Here is a 17,734-nt window from a genome sequence, read left to right on the forward strand (position 1 = left end):
ATATCTGTTTTAAAACTGAAAATCGAGCCGCAAGGAGACACACAATGAAAATCACCTGGTTGGGCCATGCAGCCTATCGCGTTGAAACGGATAAGGCCGTCATTCTGATTGATCCGTTCATCAATGGAAATCCGGGTGCCAAGGGCATCGATTTCAAGGAAGCCACCAAGGGAACCACGCATATTGCGCTGACTCATGGTCATGGTGACCATATCGGCGATACCATTGAGATTGCTAAAGAAACCGGTGCAACTGTTATTGCAAATCCAGAAATCACCGGCTGGCTGGGTCGCAAAGGTTTGGAAAAGTTCAGCATGGGCAATACCGGCGGAACCATTGTCCGCGATGGTTTCAGCGTAACGTTTGTTAACGCACTGCATTCTTCAGCGTTGATGACAGAAGACGGCATCACTCAGTCGATGGGTAATCCGAACGGCCTGGTATTTCATTTCGAGAATGCGCCGACACTTTATCATATGGGTGACACGGATATTTTCTCTGATATGGCGCTGATCAATGAACTGCATCAGCCAGAAATCGGCATTGTGCCTGTCGGTGATCGTTTTACCATGGGCGGTGCTGTGGCAGCTCTTGCGTGCCAGCGTTATTTCAATTTTAAAACCGTTCTGCCGTGCCATTACGGCTCATTCCCATTTATTGAAAAGACGGCAGACAAGTTTGTAGCGGCAATGTCTGACCATAAGGAAACGAAGGTGTTGGTGGCTGACGCTGGCACTGTTCACACGTTCTAATTTTGGCTAACTATGGATGGAAGCGCAAGAAATGTTGCGCTTCCCCACCCGCACCGTTATAGCCGGTAAAAGAACCTTTTCGGGGTGGCGGTTGGCCGTCCTAAATTATGAATTTGCGGAGAACAGAATGTCCGTCGATATTTCCACCGTCAAGCGCGTCGCGCATCTTGCGCGCATTGCTGTCAATGAAGACGAAGCAGAGCGTATGACCGGCGAACTCAATGCAATTCTGGGCTTTGTCGAGCAGTTGAACGAAGTCGATATTGAAGGCGTTGAGCCGATGACCTCGGTAACGCCGATGAAGATGCGTCTGCGCGAAGATGCAGTAACGGACGGCAATATCGCCAGTGCTGTTGTTGCCAATGCGCCTGTGACCGAAGATAATTTCTTCGTCGTGCCAAAGGTCGTGGAGTAAGTCGATGGCTATTCGGGTTTCCGTCGAGACCCCATTGCAGGATGATGTGCGTGATCTGGTCGAAGCCTTGAACGCGCATATGCTGCCGCTTTCGCCTCTCGAGTTCCAGTTCAAGATGACTGTTGAGCAGATGGCGGAGCCGGACACTACGGTTTTCGTTGCGCGAGATGAAGACGGCAAGGCCGTCGGCTGTGGCGCGCTGAAGATGCACGATAACGGTGTGGGTGAACTCAAGCGCATGTTCACGCGCCCGGAAGTTCGAGGCAAGCGTATCGGCTCACATCTTGTCGATGCGATTGTCGAGCTGGCAAGAGCCAAGGGTGCTTCGCGTCTGGTCCTTGAAACGGGCACAGGGCCCGGCTTTGATGGTGCCTGGCGGCTTTATGGAAATTCGGGTTTTGCGCGTTGCGGAGTGGTTCTGGATTATCCTGACTCCGAATACAGCGCCTTTTTTGAAAAGCGTCTCGCTGAGGCGTGACTTTACAGGATTTGATGATGAGCGAACTGACCGCACTGACCATTGCCGAAGCGCGCGACAAGCTGAAGGCTAAGGCCTTCACCGCGACGGAACTGACAGAAGCCTATATTGCGGCTATTGAATCCGCCAATGACAAGCTCAATGCCTATGTCGCTGTTACGCCTGAAAAGGCGCGCGAAATGGCAAAAGCTTCTGATGCCCGCATTGCCGAAGGCAAGGCTGGTGCTCTCGAAGGTATTCCACTTGGCGTGAAGGATCTGTTTGCGACCAAGGGCATTCACACGCAGGCCTGCTCGCATATTCTCGATGGCTTCAAGCCTGAATATGAATCGACCGTCACCGCCAATCTCTGGGCTGACGGCGCTGTCATGCTGGGCAAGCTCAACATGGACGAATTCGCCATGGGCTCGTCCAATGAAAGCTCCTATTACGGCCCTGTGAAGAACCCTTGGCGTGCGAACGGCTCAGATGTTGATCTGGTACCGGGTGGCTCTTCAGGCGGTTCGTCGGCAGCAGTCGCTGCACATCTCTGCGCAGGTGCTACGGCAACCGATACCGGTGGCTCGATCCGTCAGCCAGCGGCTTTCACCGGCACTGTCGGCATCAAGCCGACCTATGGCCGTGTTTCGCGCTGGGGCACCGTTGCTTATGCATCCTCGCTTGATCAGGCTGGCCCGATCGCTCGTGATGTACGCGATGCCGCGATCCTGCTCAAGTCGATGGCATCGCTCGATCTGAAAGATACAACCTCGGTTGATCTGCCAGTGCCGGACTACGAAGCAGCTATCGGCAAGTCGCTGAAGGGCCTCAAGATCGGTATTCCGAACGAATATCGTATCGATGGTATGCCGGAAGAAATCGAAGCGCTCTGGCAGAAGGGCGTCCAGTATCTCAAAGATGCTGGAGCGGAAATCGTCGATGTTTCGCTGCCGCACACCAAATATGCGCTTGCTGCCTATTACATTGTGGCACCTGCGGAAGCCTCGTCTAACCTCGCACGTTATGATGGTGTGCGTTACGGTCTGCGCGTACCGGGCAAGGATATTGCCGATATGTACGAACAGAGCCGTGCTGCAGGTTTTGGCAAGGAAGTGAAGCGTCGTATTCTGACCGGAACCTATGTTCTGTCGGCGGGCTATTACGACGCATATTATCTGCGCGCTCAGAAGGTTCGCACACTGATCAAGAAAGACTTTGAAAATGTCTTTGCAAGCGGCGTTCATGCAATCCTGACGCCTGTTACGCCTTCCGCTGCGTTCAGCATTGGCGACAAGGAACTCGCAAATGATCCGGTCAAGATGTATCTCAATGACATCTTCACCATCACGCTTAACATGGCCGGCCTGCCGGGCATCGCGGTTCCTGCGGGCCTCAATGATCAGGGTCTGCCGCTTGGTCTGCAGCTGATCGGTCGCCCGTTTGAAGAAGAAACGCTGTTTCAGGCTGCTGGCGCAATTGAGCAGGCCGCAGGACGCTTTACACCGAAGAAATGGTGGTAAAATCTGAAGTTCTCATTCGCCGTGCCCGGCTTCGATCCGAAAATCGAGATCGATTTTCAGGGGGATCGAAGCCAGAATATAAAAAACTAGAGCGACCTTTGTGCGTCCAAGTGGACGCACAGCGCTCTATGACCGGCGAATTTGTTCTTATGGCTGAAATCGCGGTGCGCGCATGGCAAACCGCAGCGCGCGACATTGTGCTGACGGATGAAAGCCGGTCGGAACTCCAGGCCAAATTCCTGCGCGATTTGCGCGAGAATGCCGACGGTGTTTTGTTGGCGGAACGATGCGGCGAAATATACGGTTGGGGCGCTCGCGTCCCGAAATCAAACTACATTTCCGACCTTTGGGTTGATCCCACGCACCATGGTCAGGGCGTAGGCGGCGCATTGCTTGGTGCGCTGATGGCGCAGATTGTTCTTGATGGTTTTGCGGAAGCTGAAATCGGCACCCATGCCGAGAATTCTCCAGCAATCGGGCTTTATGAAAAAGCTGGATTCAAGACCTATCACCGCAGCGAAGAATGGTCGGAGAGTTTTGGTCGCAAGGTTGAAAAGGTCAGAATGCAGGTAAAGCTTTAGGTGAGCATTGCCATTTCAAGAAAAGCTCCTATCCTCTTCTATAGCAACTATTTTCAGGAGGAGGGGCACATGTGGATCATGCTTACGGATGTCAGTGGCGAACGGGTTGCAGTGAACTTCAACCACGTCCTGTCATACAACGCTTACGGTACTGGAACCCGTATCGTTACGCTCAGCGCGGACCTGACATTCTTCGTTAAAGAGTCGACCGAGGAAATCGAAACCAAGCTTGGCATCGACGTCAAGAATTGAGTATTTGCCGCAAAAGATTATCCATTCCCCTTAAAAAATTGGGGGAATGGTGAAGTTCGAATCTCTTCCGATCTTTCGGAAAGCTCAGGATCGGAAGAGATAAAGTTTAAATATCCAGTTTTTCCACAAAAGCGGCACGATCCTGAATGAAGCGGAAGCGGGCTTCCGGTTTTGTACCCATCAGATCATCAACAGTGCTGCGTGTTTCATCGATATAATCTTCATCGACATGAACACGAAGAAGCGTGCGCTTTTTCGGGTCCATAGTCGTTTCTTTCAACTGCTCGGCGCGCATTTCGCCAAGGCCTTTGAAGCGGCCTATTTCGATTTTGCCACGTCCGGTAAACATCGTGCGAAGCAGCTCGTCCTTGTGCGCGTCGTCACGAGCATAGGCGACCTTGCCACCCTGGCTCAGACGATACAGCGGCGGGACTGCCAGATACAGGTGGCCGTTGCGGATGAGATCCGGCATTTCCTGATAGAAGAACGTGATGAGCAGCGATGCAATATGCGCACCATCCACGTCAGCATCGGTCATGACGATGACGCGATCATAACGCAGATCGTCTTCACGATAATTCTTGCGCGTGCCGCTACCCAGCGCCTGCACGAGATCGGCAATCTGCTGGTTGGCTGTCAGCTTCTCACGGCCAGCACTGGCAACGTTCAGAATCTTACCGCGTAGCGGCAGGATCGCCTGATTAGAACGATTGCGTGCCTGCTTGGCGGAGCCGCCAGCCGAGTCACCTTCGACGATGAAAAGTTCTGCACCTGCTGCAGCATTCTGCGTGCAGTCTGCAAGCTTGCCCGGAAGGCGCAGTTTGCGCGTCGCGCTCTTGCGGACGGTTTCCTTTTCCTGACGACGACGCAGGCGCTCTTCCGCGCGATCGACAACCCAGTCGAGCAAGCGGGATGCTTCCTGTGGTGAAGCTGTAAGCCAGTGATCGAACGGATCGCGGATGACATTTTCCACGATACGCTGCGCTTCAACGGTCGCAAGCTTGTCCTTGGTCTGGCCGACAAATTCTGGTTCGCGAATGAAGACCGAGAGCATAGCGGCTGCCGAAATCATCACGTCATCGGTGGTGATGATCGAAGCGCGCTTGTTGTTAGTTAGCTCCGCATAGGCCTTGAGGCCACGTGTCAATGCAATGCGCAATCCTGCTTCATGCGTGCCGCCGTCGCCCGTCGGGATCGTATTACAATAGGAATTGACGAAGCCGTCACCACCATACCACGACACGGCCCATTCAACGGCACCATGCCCGCCCTGCTTTTCGGTGCGGCCCGAGAAAATCTCGCGCGTCACCTGATGTTCTTTGCCGAGCGAAGCAGAGAGATAATCCTTGAGGCCGCCGGGGAAGTGGAAAACAGCCTTTTCCGGTGTTTCCTTCTTCGGGTCGAGAAGCGCGGGATCGCAGCTCCAGCGAATTTCTACGCCGCCAAACAGATAAGCCTTTGAGCGCGCCATGCGATAAAGCCGGTGCGGATCGAATTGTGCGGTTTTGCCGAAGATATCCGGGTCAGGATGAAAGCGAACGCGCGTACCACGACGGTTGTGGACTTCGCCGACATCTTCAAGCCCGCCCTGCGGAATGCCGCGCGAAAAACGCTGGCGATAAAGGCGGCGATTGCGCGCGACTTCGACTTCCAGAACATCGGAAAGTGCGTTGACCACCGAAACACCCACGCCGTGCAGACCGCCGGAGGTTTCATAGGCTTTGCCGTCGAACTTACCGCCTGCGTGCAGCTTGGTCATGATGACTTCAAGCGTCGATTTTCCCGGCACCTGCGGGTGCTCATCAACCGGAATGCCGCGTCCGTTATCGCTGACGGTCAGAAAGCCTTCGGCGTCGAGATTGACTTCAATGAAATTAGCATGGCCTGCAACGGCTTCGTCCATCGAGTTATCGATGACTTCCGCGAAGAGGTGGTGCAGGGCTTTTTCGTCGGTGCCGCCGATATACATGCCGGGGCGCAGACGGACGGGCTCCAGCCCCTCGAGAACGCGAATGGATGAGGCGTTGTAATCATCCGCGCCTGATGAAACAGGTGGAGCCTTGGTTGCAACAGGGGCTGGCTTTGGTGCAGATGGTGTCGTTGCCGTTTGCGCAACAGGCGTCGATGCAGGAGCCTTTTTGGGCTGCTGCTCCATCTGCCGTTCACGGGCATTGTTGACTACTCTGGAAAAGAGATCGTTGCTGTCGTCCATCTTTGTCCGAAAAGCTTTCTGTCTGAAACCGAAAGAACCGCCCCCACTGAACGGCACGAAATAAAGTTAGCTGCGAATCACACAGATAATGCCACGGGAATACCCGCAATGCGAACAAAGTTCGCCTTACGTTCCGCTTTTGCCCGAAGTTATCAAATGGTTTTGCTCGTAGCGAAGCCGATTTGCACCAGAAACATGGCGAAAGTCAAACCGGGCGCTTTTCTTGCGTGAATTAAGATGGAAACGGGCAGGCCATTCGCGTAAGCGCAATGGGAGTGAGAAAATTGCGAGTAGTGAGATGCAGGGCAGGGTAGCAGGCGGCACAGAAGCGCACGTAAAGGGCATGGCGATCATGGTCCTCTCGGTACTGCTGCTGCCTCTAATGGATGCCATCGGCAAATGGCTTGCCATGATGGATAATATGCCGCCGGCCACTGTCACCTTCATGCGCTTTTTCATTCAGTCAGTGCTGATGTTTTTCGTGTTGATCGTCATGAGTGGTTTTGCGTCTTTACGGACCGCGCATCTTGTCGGCAATCTTGTGCGCGGCGCGCTGATGGGCTTTGGCGGAACGTGTTTCTTCACCGCCGTCAAATACATGCCTCTGGCAGACGCCATGGCTGTGTTTTTTGCTGAACCATTGATCCTGACTCTGCTTTCGGCCGTCTTCCTGAAGGAAAAAGTCGGCTGGCGTCGTTTTAGCGCTGTGGGTATCGGTCTGATCGGAACGATGATCGTTATTCAGCCAAGCTTCGAAATTTTTGGTGCGGTTTCCTTGTTGCCTCTCGCAACCGCCGTAACTTTTGCGATTTATCTGATCCTGAACCGTAAATATGGCGCAAAGGAAAGCCCGGTCGTCATGCAGTTTTATGCTGGCATCGGTGGGGCAGCGCTGGCAGGATTGGCGATGGTATTCGGCACAGGTTTGGGCATTGAAGATTTGAGTTTTGCACTGCCACATAGCCTGCAGCCCTGGCTGCTTCTGCTTTTGCTGGGTACGATCGGTACTGTCAGTCATCTGCTCGTGGTGCAAGCATTCAAACTCGCACCGGCATCTATGCTCGCACCTTTCCAGTATCTGGAAATCGTCAATGCAGTTCTGGTCGGTTTGATTGTGTTCGGCGATTTTCCGACGCCGTCCAAATGGTTCGGCATCGCGATTATCGTGGGATCAGGTTTCTATGTCTTCATGCGCGAGCGGCGCGTGAAGAGCGTCTAATTATTTGGGCTGGCGAGGTCCAAAGACGTTTTCGAAGGCCTTGCCCAACGCAACATCGACATCGCCCATCGTTACCGGAAGGCCGAGATCGACGAGGCTTGTCACACCGTAATCTGCAATGCCGCACGGAACGATGCCGTCAAAATGTTCGAGCTCCGGCTCGACATTGATGGCAATGCCATGGAAGCTCACCCAACGGCGCAGACGGATGCCAATAGCAGCAATCTTGTCTTCGCACATGCCACCATTGGCAAGCAGCGGCTTTTCCGGACGGACAACCCAGACGCCAACGCGATCTGCGCGCCTTTCACCTTTGACATTGAACTGCGCGAGCGTTTCGACAATCCATTGCTCAAGCGCAGTCACAAATGCGCGCACATCTTCACGGCGCCGCTTCAGATCGAGCATGACATAGGCCACACGCTGGCCGGGACCGTGATAGGTATATTCGCCACCGCGTCCGGTGTTAAACACGGGAAAGCGATCCGGTGTCAGCAGGTCTGCTGATTGAGCACTGGTGCCGGCCGTATAGAGCGATGGATGCTCGACGAGCCAGACGAGCTCGTTCGCCGTTCCTTCACGAATAGCTGCAACGCGCGCTTCCATAAAAGCGAGCGCTTCGTCGTAATCCGTCAAACCGTCCGATATCAGCCAATCAACGGGCGGTGAGTCGGCCATGACTGGGAAGAAGTGCGTTTCCTTCTCCTGCGCGGTGACTTCGGATTGTTCGGAAAAAAGAGCAGAGCTATCGTTCATGATCGCAGCATATGGCGCTTTTTATGCTCTACCGCCAGATGTCAAAATGCCTCTACGCGAAAGCATGATGTCAGGTGATCGTTGGGCCTGCGCTCATCCTATGATCAAAGCCCGGAAATACATCGGCCGTGATCGGCGCGAGCACATTGATTTTCAAGCCTGTGGGATCAAAGTCGATGTCGCAGCGTGCCTTGAGTTCTTCGGCAAGAACAAGTCGGATAAGCCGCTGGCCAAAGCCGCGTCGTGAAGGTCGCGTAACGGAGGGACCATTGGTTTCCAGCCAACGCATCTGGAATTTCTTTTCGCCCTGATCATCGACAATATCCCAGCTGAAATCGATGCTGCCGTGCTCATTGGACAGGGCACCGTACTTCACCGCATTGGTTGTAAGCTCATAGAGACCGAGAGAAAGCGAGACCGTTACCCGGTCACTTACAAAGAGCGAAGGGCCACTCATGCGGATGCGATTGCCAAAAGTTCTGTTAAACGGAGCCAATGCCGTATTGGCGATCTGCGTAATCGTTGCGCCACCCCAGTCATCTTGCAACAGCATGTCATGCGCCTGGGCCAGCGCATGAAGGCGCTCGTTGAACAGCTGGCTTGCCTGTTCGGAACTGTCTGCATTGCGTAAAGTCTGGTTGGCGATGGATTGCACCATGGCCATAGAGTTTTTGAAGCGGTGGGAGATTTCCCTCGTCACCAATGCCTTGTCAGCTTCGGTCTGCTTGCGTTCGGTCACATCCAGCATAACGCCAAGCAATGTCGGATTGTCGCCGAGCAGCGCTTTGGCTCGTGTTTCCACCCAGATTGTCTGCCCGGTTCTGTTTACGATCCGATATTCCATGGAATACGGCTCGCCAGTTAAAAAAGCAGCTTCCGTCTGTTGAATCACCGACATACGATCCTCAAGCGCGATCAGCTCAAGAATCTGGTCAAAATTGATGTGTTCGTCGTCCCTAAAACCAAAAATCCGGCGGCACTCAGCAGAACCGGTCACGCTCCCTGTCTTCAGATCACGGGTCCAATAGCCGATATTTGCGGCATTCACGATGTAATCAAGATAGTTCTGATGCCGTCTGGTCTCACTGGAAAGCGTGTCACGCTCTTGTTGCAGCTCAACCAAACGCTTTAGCTCGAGCGTGACATCGAGTTGTGTGGAAACGAAATGCTGGATTACACCATCAGAGCTTCTGACTGGTGAAATATGCAGCCGGTTCCAAAAGGCTTCGCCGGATTTCTTATAGTTTAATATGTCGATATCGATTGAAGTGCCCGCTGCAATTGCTGTTTTTATTGCAATCACATCATCTGTATTGGTTCCAGAACCTTGCAGGAAACGGCAATTTTGGCCGATCACCTCATCTGTCGAATATCCCGTCAGCAGCAAAAAAGCTTTGTTCGCAAAGACAATTGGGTTGTCGGAAAATTGCGGATTGGTGATGAGCATAGGTGTGGGTGTATTTTCTACAGCCGCCAGAAAAGGATCGGCTTCTTTGGAAATCATGTCTGCAGCATAAAATCTGGATGCTTCCAACTCAGTTGACACGACAAACCCCACCATAAACGCGCTGTTACGACGCCCATCACCCAGGGGCAAAACTAACTGATAATGTGAACCATGGCGAACAAAATCGATTTGAGACTTAAAGCAGTTCCAGCAAAAGTGGGAACCGGTTTTGCGTCGGATAATGCTTAAAAAAGTTCACAGCGGTCCCTGCGGTTCAGTCTTAACTGGAACCGCCGTAAGTATGATTGGGGGCAACCTGACATAGGTCTCAACTCACGAGATTGCTTTTCCCTAAATCATGCCAATCACTTGTCAGATGTATAGGGTGCTATATATTCCTCACTATCATTCAGCACACGTTCATCTAGCATCGATAATGATGTGTGCAGTTGAACTGGAGAACAAGATGATAAACACCTTGAAGAAAATGATGGTTGGCTTAGTCGGCGCAACTTTTATGATCGGTGCGATGGCGCCTGTCTCTGCTGCTCCGGTCCTGCCAACTGCTCAGGTTGTTGATGCTAATAACGTCATGCAAGTGCGTGACCGTTGGGACCGTCGTGGTCATGGCAATTGGAACGGTCATCGTCCCGGTCGCCCTGGCTGGAATGGGCACCGTCCCGGTCCGCGCCCGGGTTGGAACCATCATCGCCCGCGTCCAGGTTATTGGAATGGTCATCGCGGCTATAACCACTATCGCCATGGCTATCGTCGTCATAATGATGGCTGGTGGTATCCGCTGGCAGCTTTCGGCGCTGGAGCAATCATCGGTGGTGCAATCGCTCAGCCAGCACCTCAGCCGGTTTACCGCGCTAGCAATAGCCATGTTCAGTGGTGCTATAACCGCTACAGATCATATCGCGCTTCGGACAATACGTTCCAGCCATATAATGGTCCGCGCCAGCAGTGCTATTCGCCTTACCGCTGATAGAAGTCGAAATCCGAAAAAACAGCCGCCTAAAAAGGGCGGCTGTTTTCATTTGAAGGTCAGATTATACCAAGACCATATTTGTGCGATTAGCCGCCGCGCTGGTCATAGCCTTCAACGTCGTCGCCAGTCATTTTATGATGTAAATACTGTTTCAGGCGGTCAATTTGCTCCGCACTCCAGCCATCCACATCGGCGACTTCGATCCAAGCATCGACATAATGTTCGGGTGCGTAAACGTGACCGTGTCCAATAGGCGTTGCGGTTGCAAACGCCATATCCAAGGCCAGCTGCAGCATGGTCACGACTGGATACCAGCGTAACTGTGGTGAAACATCGGGACCACGCGGTTCGTTCATCCAGTCCGGCTGGCGGTAGAAAGAATGGCTGTCAAAAAACACGACTGCATCGCTGGCATATTGCAGATAGACGATGCGTAGCGGTCCCCAACGGTCGCCGTTTCCAGGTGCCTCACCATTCTGGTTCATAAACCGAGCAAAAGAGCCGTCTTTGAAGACCGGCAACCATTCCGGAGTGTCAGGATTACGGTCGCGCGTGATTTGCTTCCAGTCGCGGCTAGGGAAGGGAGGACCGCTCCATAATGCGCCGTTGATCGGGTCTGCCAGCATTTCGAATAGCGAAACTGATTTCTCGGAATTCATCGCCCCGAGGCTTAAACCATAGAGATAGAGGCGAGGTCGTTTATCTTTTGGCAATGCCTTCCAGTAGTTGTAAACGGTGGTGAACAACGCACGCGAGGCCTCAGCGCCATATTCCGGCTGAAACAGAAGGGAAAGCGGGCTGTTGAGATAGGAATATTGCATCGCGATGCTGGCGACATTGCCATCGTGAAGATATTCGAGTCCATCCATGGCCGCAGGATCGACCCAGCCGGTTCCTGTGGGAGTAATGATTACCAGGATCGAGCGATCAAATCCGTTTTGTCGTTTGAGTTCATCCAATGCTCGCTCAGCACGCTGCTTGGGGGTATCTGCAACATTCAAACCCGCATAAACGCGGATAGGGTCAATGGCCGGGCGTTTTGTGAACGATGATATTTCAGCGCCCGTTGGACCCGACGACACAAATTCGCGCCCTGCTCGGCCAAGCTCATCCCATTGAAGCAGTGATGCAGCACTTCCTGTTTTATCAGCCGCCAAAGGCTGGGGGCGATCAGGCTCGATTAGCGCGTCATATTCGCGAAACGAACGATCAAGCACTTCGAATGTGGATTGGATCAACAGGCCGTTTGCGATTGTCCAGATGAGGACAACGGTCACTGCAACACCAATGACGTTAGCTACTCTGCGAGGTACGACACGGTGTATTCGTGTAGAAATAAATCGGCCAAGCCCGATAAGACCGCGTGCCAAGAGCAGAAGGATCAAAAAGGTTATTACAGCTAGTCCGCAGACGCTTGCAGGATAGGCGCTGGGCACTGGCTCCATGCCCATCACGGCGCGGACTGAATTTTGCCAGCCGGCCGAAAAATAAAGCGCAGCTATAGCAACTGCAAGACAGATAAGGCCAACGAGTAAATTAACACGGCTGCGCAACCATTCCCCCGGCTCGGGCAGCTCCAGATAGTGCCAGACCCAACGCCAAAATACGCCCAGGCCATATCCAGAACCAAATGCGACGCCGCATAATATGCCTTGCATGACATAGGTCCGGGGAACAAGGCTTGGTGTCAGTGCCGCTGCGAACAATAAAGTTCCGAGTGCAAGCCCTATGCCAGATAGGGAATGCCTGAATCGATAGAATGCATTGGCAACGAAGGACATGAAAAACCAAAATGCTGGAATGAGTTACACCCGTGAGCCTACAGTAACATTTCAACAACAGGAATCGCTTTTTCAAAGCTCGAAATTTTTGGCTAGTTCGTCAATTCCGACGCGATTCTTTGTCGTCTTGGATGGGCGGGCGCGGAAATTTTGTTGATAAATGCGCTTTTTGACGGTGGAAAATCGGCGGCGCACCCAGCTTATCGTGGAAATCTGCCGATTGGTGTCGTTTTTTTGAATTTATGTTGAAGAAACTTGATTTTATGGTGTTGACCATTCTGAAAGTCGCCCGTATGTTCCGCCGCACTTCCAGGGACGATTTGTTCCCCTCTGGGAGCGCGTAGCTCAGCCGGTAGAGCAACTGACTTTTAATCAGTAGGTCCAGGGTTCGAATCCCTGCGCGCTCACCAAAAATCTCCAACAATATCAAATGTTTGAGTTCGGTGTGGCATCACAGTCCATGTGCCGCAAATGTTCAGGAATTTCCCAGAAAAACACGCATTTTCAGGATTGCACGGGGAATCGACGGCACATGGTTTGACACATGGCACATGACTTAAGCGGCGTGCTCTGCTTCCAGATTTTCCATCCATTTTTTGAGACTGGATCGACGAGCAGCAACGGTGCCACCGAGCTTAAAGCTAGGCATAATTTTATCGTAGACCAGCCGATAAGCTTGGCGCCTTGTGACGCCTAGATACTTGGCGATAGGCTCAACGCCCATCAGCAAATCAGCTTCGTTATCGTTTTCATGATGCATGTTGATTCCTCACTTTTCTTGATTTTTTTGGAACAAAGATTCCGGGTCGGCGTTATCGCGGCGGTTCCCCAAAACTGAGGAAATTGAGATGACGCCGCAGTTCGCAATGGCAGCTAACTTCTATTATCTGGACGAACAGCCAAATGGTCTTTGGGCCGTAAAGGAAACCGTCAGCCAGAATCCGGTTTCGCTCAATGGGCAGCTATGCTGCTCGCTTAAGAAGCGCGATGCCGAAGAACTGATTGATTACCTCAACGGATTGGATGAGGCGCTAGCGGCTTAGTGGGCTATTGACCAAACGGGATTTGAAATTAAACTTCGTCTCGTGATTGGAAAGTTAGTCCACATGGAGGGTAGTGGCATGGCTGACCTTAGATATGATGTCCGCAGAGAGCAGGACGGTAGCTGGACGGTTGTTAACACAAACAATGCTCTGCCAGCAGCCGTGAATGGAACGCTGCTTCACGATTTGTCAGAGGACGAAGCTAGCGAGATGGCTTATCTGTTTAATAACTGCGACATTCGATGGAATAGGCATCCGATACGTCATCATTAGTTCTGACTAGTCGCTTACGAATTTCTGTGACTGGCAACGCCAGCTCAATGCGCTCTTGGTTGCGGAATCTATTTCGCAACCAACTTTGTAATTTGTTTCTGTTTCGTTCCTGTTGTAATTGCCACCTGACAGGAGAGCGGAATGAGCTACATCAGCACGAACAGAACGATTGGTGAGTGCATCAAGTACGGATACAGGATCACGGCTTACTGCAATGGCTGTCATCACAACGTTGCGCTGGACTTGCCCGCTCTTGCTGAAAAGCTTGGTGCGGACCACGGAGCAATGCACAATGATCTTGTTCCAAAGCTTCGTTGTGTTGAATGCAGAGGTAAGAATATCGGCATTATCCTCACGCATCAGAGCGCCGAGGTTGAGGGCATGGCGAAGTTCCCGAAGTATTAGGGTCATTCGCCACCGCCTTTCAGGGTTTGGCGGCCTGCTCTTGTGATTGATAGAAGCCCTCGACCCATACGGATATTCGACCATTTAGCCAGCCGCAGTTTTACGATCTGCGCGGGCAGTTCTTCACTTGTAGTGAAGAACTCGGATCTATCCTGTAGTGATTTCAAGAGCTTCTTTTGTGCGGCGGTCAGCTTCATTCTGCCTTCTCCCCTAGTGGGCTGGCGTTGAGGGCTTCGATTATCTCCTTCGCAACCCTGCCAACATCGTGATGGGTGAACTTCCAACCCAGAAACTTCAGACGGTCATAGGCAATACGCAGCGCTTCTGCTTGTGTTCGGTCTCCGTACGCCACCTTCTCGATCAGTTCCTTACTCGCCATGGCTGGACCTCCCGCGAACAACGATTTGCGTTTTGGTGCGATAGATATAGAGCGAATAATCAACGCAGTCCTTGGTGAAGGCCACGCCATTCCTAAGCCCCATTCGATCCGGATATTGACGTACGAAATGAACCGCTAAGTTGGCCGCATAGGCCAAATCATGCTCATCAACGTTCACGAGCTTAATCGTTGCCATTTGCTGCCTCCTGTCGGGCGCGTGAGAGCTTCAATGAGAGCGTCGGCATTGATGACAGCAACACGGGCATGGTCATGCGCGTCTCGCAATGCGCATTGAATGCCGTCAGCCTCGATTATCGCGGCCATGAATTTAACGGCAGCGTAAGCGCGAAAAGTCATGCCTACGCTTGGTTCAATGCCGTTGTTGTCCCCGCCTTCAAACGGGAATGCTGGTCTGTCTCTCATTCCGACGCTCCCGGTGAGGCTGGGAGGCGGTCATTGTTAAACATTGTGATATCTCCACAACCTTGAAACCTGGCTTCTCCAGCTTATCTGTCTCGCATAGCAACAAACTGCTGATGCCATGCCGATATTTCATTTTGACAAGCGGCAAGAGCCGGATGGAACATGGACCGTCGTTAAGCTCTCAACGGGCGAACCTGCGAAGCTGAACGGCCAATTCTGTTGCAATCTCCGGCGCGATGAAGCCGAAGAGATAACCAGTTATCTTAATCTGTTGGCGGACCCTGACGAGCCGCTGCCTTGATAGATCGCACCTCATCACCAACGACAACGGCCCGACCTGTTGCCGCCAGACGGCGAGCAACGGGCAGGGGAACCCCAGTGCTTCCAACAGAAGCCCGGCCTATGCGCTGCGGGCCTAGCCGCAACGCGTTGAGATAAGCAGCGTCGATACTGTTGCCGCGACTGTCTGGGACGAGCGCGTCCATCACGCCGCCCTCCGCCTGAAAGGACGGCGATTGTCATTGGCCGGGCGCACGCGGCGCATACGGAACTGCTCGCCCGTTTTGCGCGAGACTTCATATGCAATGTCTTTGATCTTTGCGGCAGTCGCCGGGTCGCTCACGCGATACCAACGGGCAATCGAAAGGATTGCTGCTGCTGTGGTGCCCTGAGCAATGAACTCGTCGGCGGTAAGGATGTGCGTGTGTCTGTTAGACATGAATAAATGCTCCTCGTGTGGTTTTGGTAAGCGTGACGACCCGTGGCGTGAAAACGCTCGGATCGTCGATGGTTGGAAAATTCTGGGGCGCTACGCCCCGTCGCTATCTTTCGCGGTAAATCATGTGACGCCGAGGCCCACTGCGCCCACAACAACGCAAAATCCGACAACAACCGTCATCTCAACGGCTTCGCGCGCTGCGTATCGTATCCAGGGCATTGGGCGAGCGTGCTTCTTTGCACGGTGGTCGGGACGACGCATTGGTTCGTCACTGCCTGCGCGATGCACTTCGGTGTGCAGCTCAGGTTCCATATCGGCGAGCATTTCCAGCAGGGCGCGGTTCATCACGCAGCCTCCGCCAGCTCGGGGTCTTCACTAGCGACAGTCTCAACGCTGGCACCGGCCTCGCGGAGTTCGGCGAGAAACACATCATGGTTGGATGTGGCGATCGCGCCACTTGTCTGGAAAACTTCGTATGTTTCGCCTGGGCAGAGCTTGGCGAGGCGCGTTGCCTCCGCCAGTGCTTGCTCAAACGACCCGTGTTCATACGGTAGGGTAGTGGCTACGCTGACGCGGCCGGTTAGTTTGCCGCGGCGGAATACAAAGAATCCGCCGCCGATTACTTCGTTAATGCGAGGTGCTGGCGATCTTCTTCTTCTCGGGGTTTTCGCGTTCGTCATTGGGTTACTCCTCGTGTTTGGTTGGTTCAGCAGATCGAGCTGGTGAGGCTGTCTTCGTGCTGTTCTGTCACCTATATATGCTTATCAGTCACCGCATGTCAACATCAATGATGACAAAAACACATCGAAGAAACTCACAGGGTTAGCCAAACATGAAGAATGTTCTTGAAATGTTCTCATTATGATGGAATCATAATTTCAGTGTTAAGGGTGTGAGGTGTCATGTATCCGCTGTTTGTCGTGCAAGGATTTACTGCGTGCAGGTGGGGTGTAATCCCTGACACTCCGATCCAGGTTGATACGGAAGATCATGCGCTGAGGCTGGCTCATCGCTTGGCGTGCGAAAAGCCTGCTGTCCTTGCTTTATATAGATGGAATAATGAGACGCAGATCATCGCAGCTATCGGCCGGGTACCTGATAGCGCGCTTGAGGCCGTAGTTAATGGCTAGTCTTTAACGGGTGTTGTATTTCCCAACAACGCGATGGCAGACAGGCCAATCAGCGCGAAATTCCTTGAATTCCTTATGCGGGTTGTACTGTTCCAGCATCCATTCTCGGTCATTGAAGCCGACGAGTCGCTTGATGATCGCTTCGTTCTCGTCCATTGCGCTTGTGTGATAAAGAATTACGTCTTCATCGCGAACTGGCGGCAAGTTAGGGTTTACGAGTGCAGTTTCGCCTGGTCGATAGGCGGGAACCATTGATTCCCCAGATAATAGAAGGCCGTAACCACCCTTAACGCCCTGCAGGACTGCAGGCATTTTCATATAGCTGATTGGATCAAAGGTGATGATGACGTGTCCATCGCCGCCCTTCGCCGCAGCGTACACAGGCAGGCCTCGTTCTTGGCTTACGAGCTGATCGCCGGGGATTGGTGTTGGTGTGAACGTATCAGAAGTTGGTTTCACTGACGTCGCAGTCATCTCGCCGTTGCCAAAGGCAAGCCAATCCTCATTAAGATCCAGCGCGCGAGCCAGGCGGGCAACAAACTCAACGCTGGCCCCACGCTTCCCGCCTTCCAAAAGACTGATCGACGACTTGTCGCGCCCAATAAGGGCGGCAAGGTCAGCCTGGCTCATTCCTTTAAGGTCACGCGCCAAACGAAGGCGCCGCGCGAAATCTTTGTCCATGTTGCGCTTTTCGCATATTGTTGTGAAAATGTAACGTGCGAAAATGTCACCGAGTGTTGACATAGATGCGAATTTGTCATATATAGGTGCCATCAACCGGCGCATAAGACGTTGGATAGTTCGAAGGAGGGCCTACCTCATGATGCCAGAGAACATCCTCCCAAGGATATCGGCACTCAATAGATAGAAGCCGCGCTGAAGCGCAATTGAAACTGAGGAGAGAGCAAATGACCAATTCCGCCGAAAGAAGCGAACCGGCTCTCGTTGAGGCGCCGCCTTAGACATACCAGGGACACTGG

Annotated in this window: 24 protein-coding genes and 1 tRNA gene; 10 read left to right on the forward strand and 15 right to left on the reverse strand. The window is 52.9% G+C overall.

All coding sequences use genetic code 11. The annotated features are described in order from the left end of the window. Positions 1 to 44: 44 nt before the first annotated feature. The 6 genes from RT142_RS05435 (at position 45) to RT142_RS05460 (ending at position 3,977) form a co-directional block, all read left to right on the forward strand. A complete protein-coding gene (locus RT142_RS05435; protein WP_112806026.1) occupies positions 45 to 752 on the forward strand; it encodes a metal-dependent hydrolase in 708 nt (235 codons plus the stop codon). 127 nt (positions 753 to 879) lie between these two features. Then, positions 880 to 1,167 carry an Asp-tRNA(Asn)/Glu-tRNA(Gln) amidotransferase subunit GatC gene (gatC, locus tag RT142_RS05440; protein WP_007878659.1) on the forward strand — a complete coding sequence of 96 codons (288 nt, stop codon included), beginning with the start codon at positions 880 to 882 and terminating at the stop codon, positions 1,165 to 1,167. A gap of 4 nt (positions 1,168 to 1,171) precedes the next feature. After that, entirely contained in the window at positions 1,172 to 1,645 is a 474-nt protein-coding gene (locus tag RT142_RS05445) for a GNAT family N-acetyltransferase (RefSeq protein WP_112806024.1), read from the forward strand. A gap of 17 nt (positions 1,646 to 1,662) precedes the next feature. After that, the gene (gatA, locus tag RT142_RS05450; RefSeq protein WP_112806186.1) at positions 1,663 to 3,144 is read left to right on the forward strand and encodes an Asp-tRNA(Asn)/Glu-tRNA(Gln) amidotransferase subunit GatA; all 1,482 of its coding nucleotides are present in this window, start codon (positions 1,663 to 1,665) and stop codon (positions 3,142 to 3,144) included. 128 nt (positions 3,145 to 3,272) lie between these two features. Continuing rightward, complete coding sequence (locus tag RT142_RS05455; protein WP_112806022.1) at positions 3,273 to 3,725, forward strand: GNAT family N-acetyltransferase; 453 nt, start codon at positions 3,273 to 3,275, stop codon at positions 3,723 to 3,725. Positions 3,726 to 3,794: 69 nt separating this feature from the next. Beyond that, the gene (locus RT142_RS05460) at positions 3,795 to 3,977 is read left to right on the forward strand and encodes a hypothetical protein (protein ID WP_007878664.1); all 183 of its coding nucleotides are present in this window, start codon (positions 3,795 to 3,797) and stop codon (positions 3,975 to 3,977) included. Positions 3,978 to 4,083: 106 nt separating this feature from the next. Here RT142_RS05460 and parE read toward each other — a convergent pair whose 3' ends face one another. After that, the gene (gene parE, locus RT142_RS05465; RefSeq protein WP_313027824.1) at positions 4,084 to 6,189 is read right to left on the reverse strand and encodes a DNA topoisomerase IV subunit B; all 2,106 of its coding nucleotides are present in this window, start codon (positions 6,187 to 6,189) and stop codon (positions 4,084 to 4,086) included. 298 nt (positions 6,190 to 6,487) lie between these two features. Between parE and RT142_RS05470 the strand changes: the two genes are divergently transcribed. Then, positions 6,488 to 7,408 (forward strand): DMT family transporter, encoded by a 921-nt coding sequence (locus RT142_RS05470; RefSeq protein ID WP_313027825.1) that lies wholly within the window; start codon positions 6,488 to 6,490, stop codon positions 7,406 to 7,408. Here RT142_RS05470 and lipB read toward each other — a convergent pair whose 3' ends face one another. Together lipB and RT142_RS05480 are read right to left on the reverse strand one after the other, a co-directional pair. Beyond that, positions 7,409 to 8,086 carry a lipoyl(octanoyl) transferase LipB gene (gene lipB / locus RT142_RS05475; RefSeq protein ID WP_235819199.1) on the reverse strand — a complete coding sequence of 226 codons (678 nt, stop codon included), beginning with the start codon at positions 8,084 to 8,086 and terminating at the stop codon, positions 7,409 to 7,411. It abuts the gene before it with no gap. A 148-nt stretch (positions 8,087 to 8,234) separates the two neighbouring features. Then, a complete protein-coding gene (locus RT142_RS05480) occupies positions 8,235 to 9,668 on the reverse strand; it encodes an HWE histidine kinase domain-containing protein (RefSeq protein ID WP_313028018.1) in 1,434 nt (477 codons plus the stop codon). Positions 9,669 to 10,077: 409 nt separating this feature from the next. On the opposite strand from RT142_RS05480, the gene RT142_RS05485 reads away from it, so the two are divergent. After that, entirely contained in the window at positions 10,078 to 10,599 is a 522-nt protein-coding gene (locus RT142_RS05485) for a BA14K family protein (RefSeq protein WP_007878670.1), read from the forward strand. A gap of 89 nt (positions 10,600 to 10,688) precedes the next feature. On the opposite strand, the gene RT142_RS05490 is transcribed toward RT142_RS05485, so the two are convergent. Beyond that, positions 10,689 to 12,383 carry an alpha/beta hydrolase gene (locus RT142_RS05490; protein WP_112806016.1) on the reverse strand — a complete coding sequence of 565 codons (1,695 nt, stop codon included), beginning with the start codon at positions 12,381 to 12,383 and terminating at the stop codon, positions 10,689 to 10,691. Between the two features lie 334 nt (positions 12,384 to 12,717). On the opposite strand from RT142_RS05490, the gene RT142_RS05495 reads away from it, so the two are divergent. Beyond that, a tRNA-Lys gene (locus RT142_RS05495) sits at positions 12,718 to 12,793 on the forward strand. A gap of 146 nt (positions 12,794 to 12,939) precedes the next feature. On the opposite strand, the gene RT142_RS05500 is transcribed toward RT142_RS05495, so the two are convergent. After that, positions 12,940 to 13,143: a helix-turn-helix domain-containing protein gene (locus RT142_RS05500; protein WP_112808702.1), complete on the reverse strand. Its 204-nt coding sequence runs from the start codon at positions 13,141 to 13,143 to the stop codon at positions 12,940 to 12,942. Positions 13,144 to 13,231: 88 nt separating this feature from the next. Between RT142_RS05500 and RT142_RS05505 the strand changes: the two genes are divergently transcribed. Beyond that, complete coding sequence (locus tag RT142_RS05505; RefSeq protein WP_231194993.1) at positions 13,232 to 13,426, forward strand: hypothetical protein; 195 nt, start codon at positions 13,232 to 13,234, stop codon at positions 13,424 to 13,426. 279 nt (positions 13,427 to 13,705) lie between these two features. Here the strand turns inward: RT142_RS05505 and RT142_RS05510 are convergent, their stop codons facing one another. The 10 genes from RT142_RS05510 to RT142_RS05555 form a co-directional block, all read right to left on the reverse strand. Further along, a complete protein-coding gene (locus tag RT142_RS05510) occupies positions 13,706 to 14,110 on the reverse strand; it encodes a hypothetical protein (protein ID WP_313027828.1) in 405 nt (134 codons plus the stop codon). Then, on the reverse strand, positions 14,107 to 14,301 hold the full coding sequence (locus RT142_RS05515) for a hypothetical protein (protein ID WP_313027830.1): 195 nt from the start codon (positions 14,299 to 14,301) through the stop codon (positions 14,107 to 14,109). The genes RT142_RS05510 and RT142_RS05515 overlap by 4 nt, the downstream gene beginning before the upstream one ends. After that, entirely contained in the window at positions 14,298 to 14,483 is a 186-nt protein-coding gene (locus tag RT142_RS05520; protein ID WP_313027831.1) for a hypothetical protein, read from the reverse strand. The genes RT142_RS05515 and RT142_RS05520 overlap by 4 nt, the downstream gene beginning before the upstream one ends. Next, entirely contained in the window at positions 14,473 to 14,679 is a 207-nt protein-coding gene (locus RT142_RS05525; RefSeq protein WP_313026917.1) for a hypothetical protein, read from the reverse strand. Before RT142_RS05525 ends, RT142_RS05520 begins: the two co-directional genes overlap by 11 nt. Next, positions 14,658 to 14,906, reverse strand: coding sequence for a hypothetical protein (locus tag RT142_RS05530; protein ID WP_313027832.1), 249 nt, complete (start codon positions 14,904 to 14,906; stop codon positions 14,658 to 14,660). Before RT142_RS05530 ends, RT142_RS05525 begins: the two co-directional genes overlap by 22 nt. A gap of 263 nt (positions 14,907 to 15,169) precedes the next feature. Next, a complete protein-coding gene (locus tag RT142_RS05535) occupies positions 15,170 to 15,391 on the reverse strand; it encodes a hypothetical protein (RefSeq protein WP_313027834.1) in 222 nt (73 codons plus the stop codon). After that, positions 15,391 to 15,624: a hypothetical protein gene (locus RT142_RS05540; RefSeq protein WP_313027835.1), complete on the reverse strand. Its 234-nt coding sequence runs from the start codon at positions 15,622 to 15,624 to the stop codon at positions 15,391 to 15,393. Before RT142_RS05540 ends, RT142_RS05535 begins: the two co-directional genes overlap by 1 nt. 120 nt (positions 15,625 to 15,744) lie before the next feature. Next, entirely contained in the window at positions 15,745 to 15,969 is a 225-nt protein-coding gene (locus tag RT142_RS05545) for a hypothetical protein (RefSeq protein WP_231194978.1), read from the reverse strand. Beyond that, positions 15,969 to 16,304: a hypothetical protein gene (locus RT142_RS05550; protein ID WP_313027837.1), complete on the reverse strand. Its 336-nt coding sequence runs from the start codon at positions 16,302 to 16,304 to the stop codon at positions 15,969 to 15,971. The genes RT142_RS05545 and RT142_RS05550 overlap by 1 nt, the downstream gene beginning before the upstream one ends. 453 nt (positions 16,305 to 16,757) lie before the next feature. After that, positions 16,758 to 17,435, reverse strand: coding sequence for an XRE family transcriptional regulator (locus tag RT142_RS05555; RefSeq protein ID WP_313027838.1), 678 nt, complete (start codon positions 17,433 to 17,435; stop codon positions 16,758 to 16,760). Between the last annotated feature and the right edge of the window lie 299 nt (positions 17,436 to 17,734).

It is taken from the genome of Brucella sp., assembly GCF_032066345.1.
Classification (GTDB): Bacteria; Pseudomonadota; Alphaproteobacteria; order Rhizobiales; family Rhizobiaceae; genus Brucella; species Brucella pseudogrignonensis.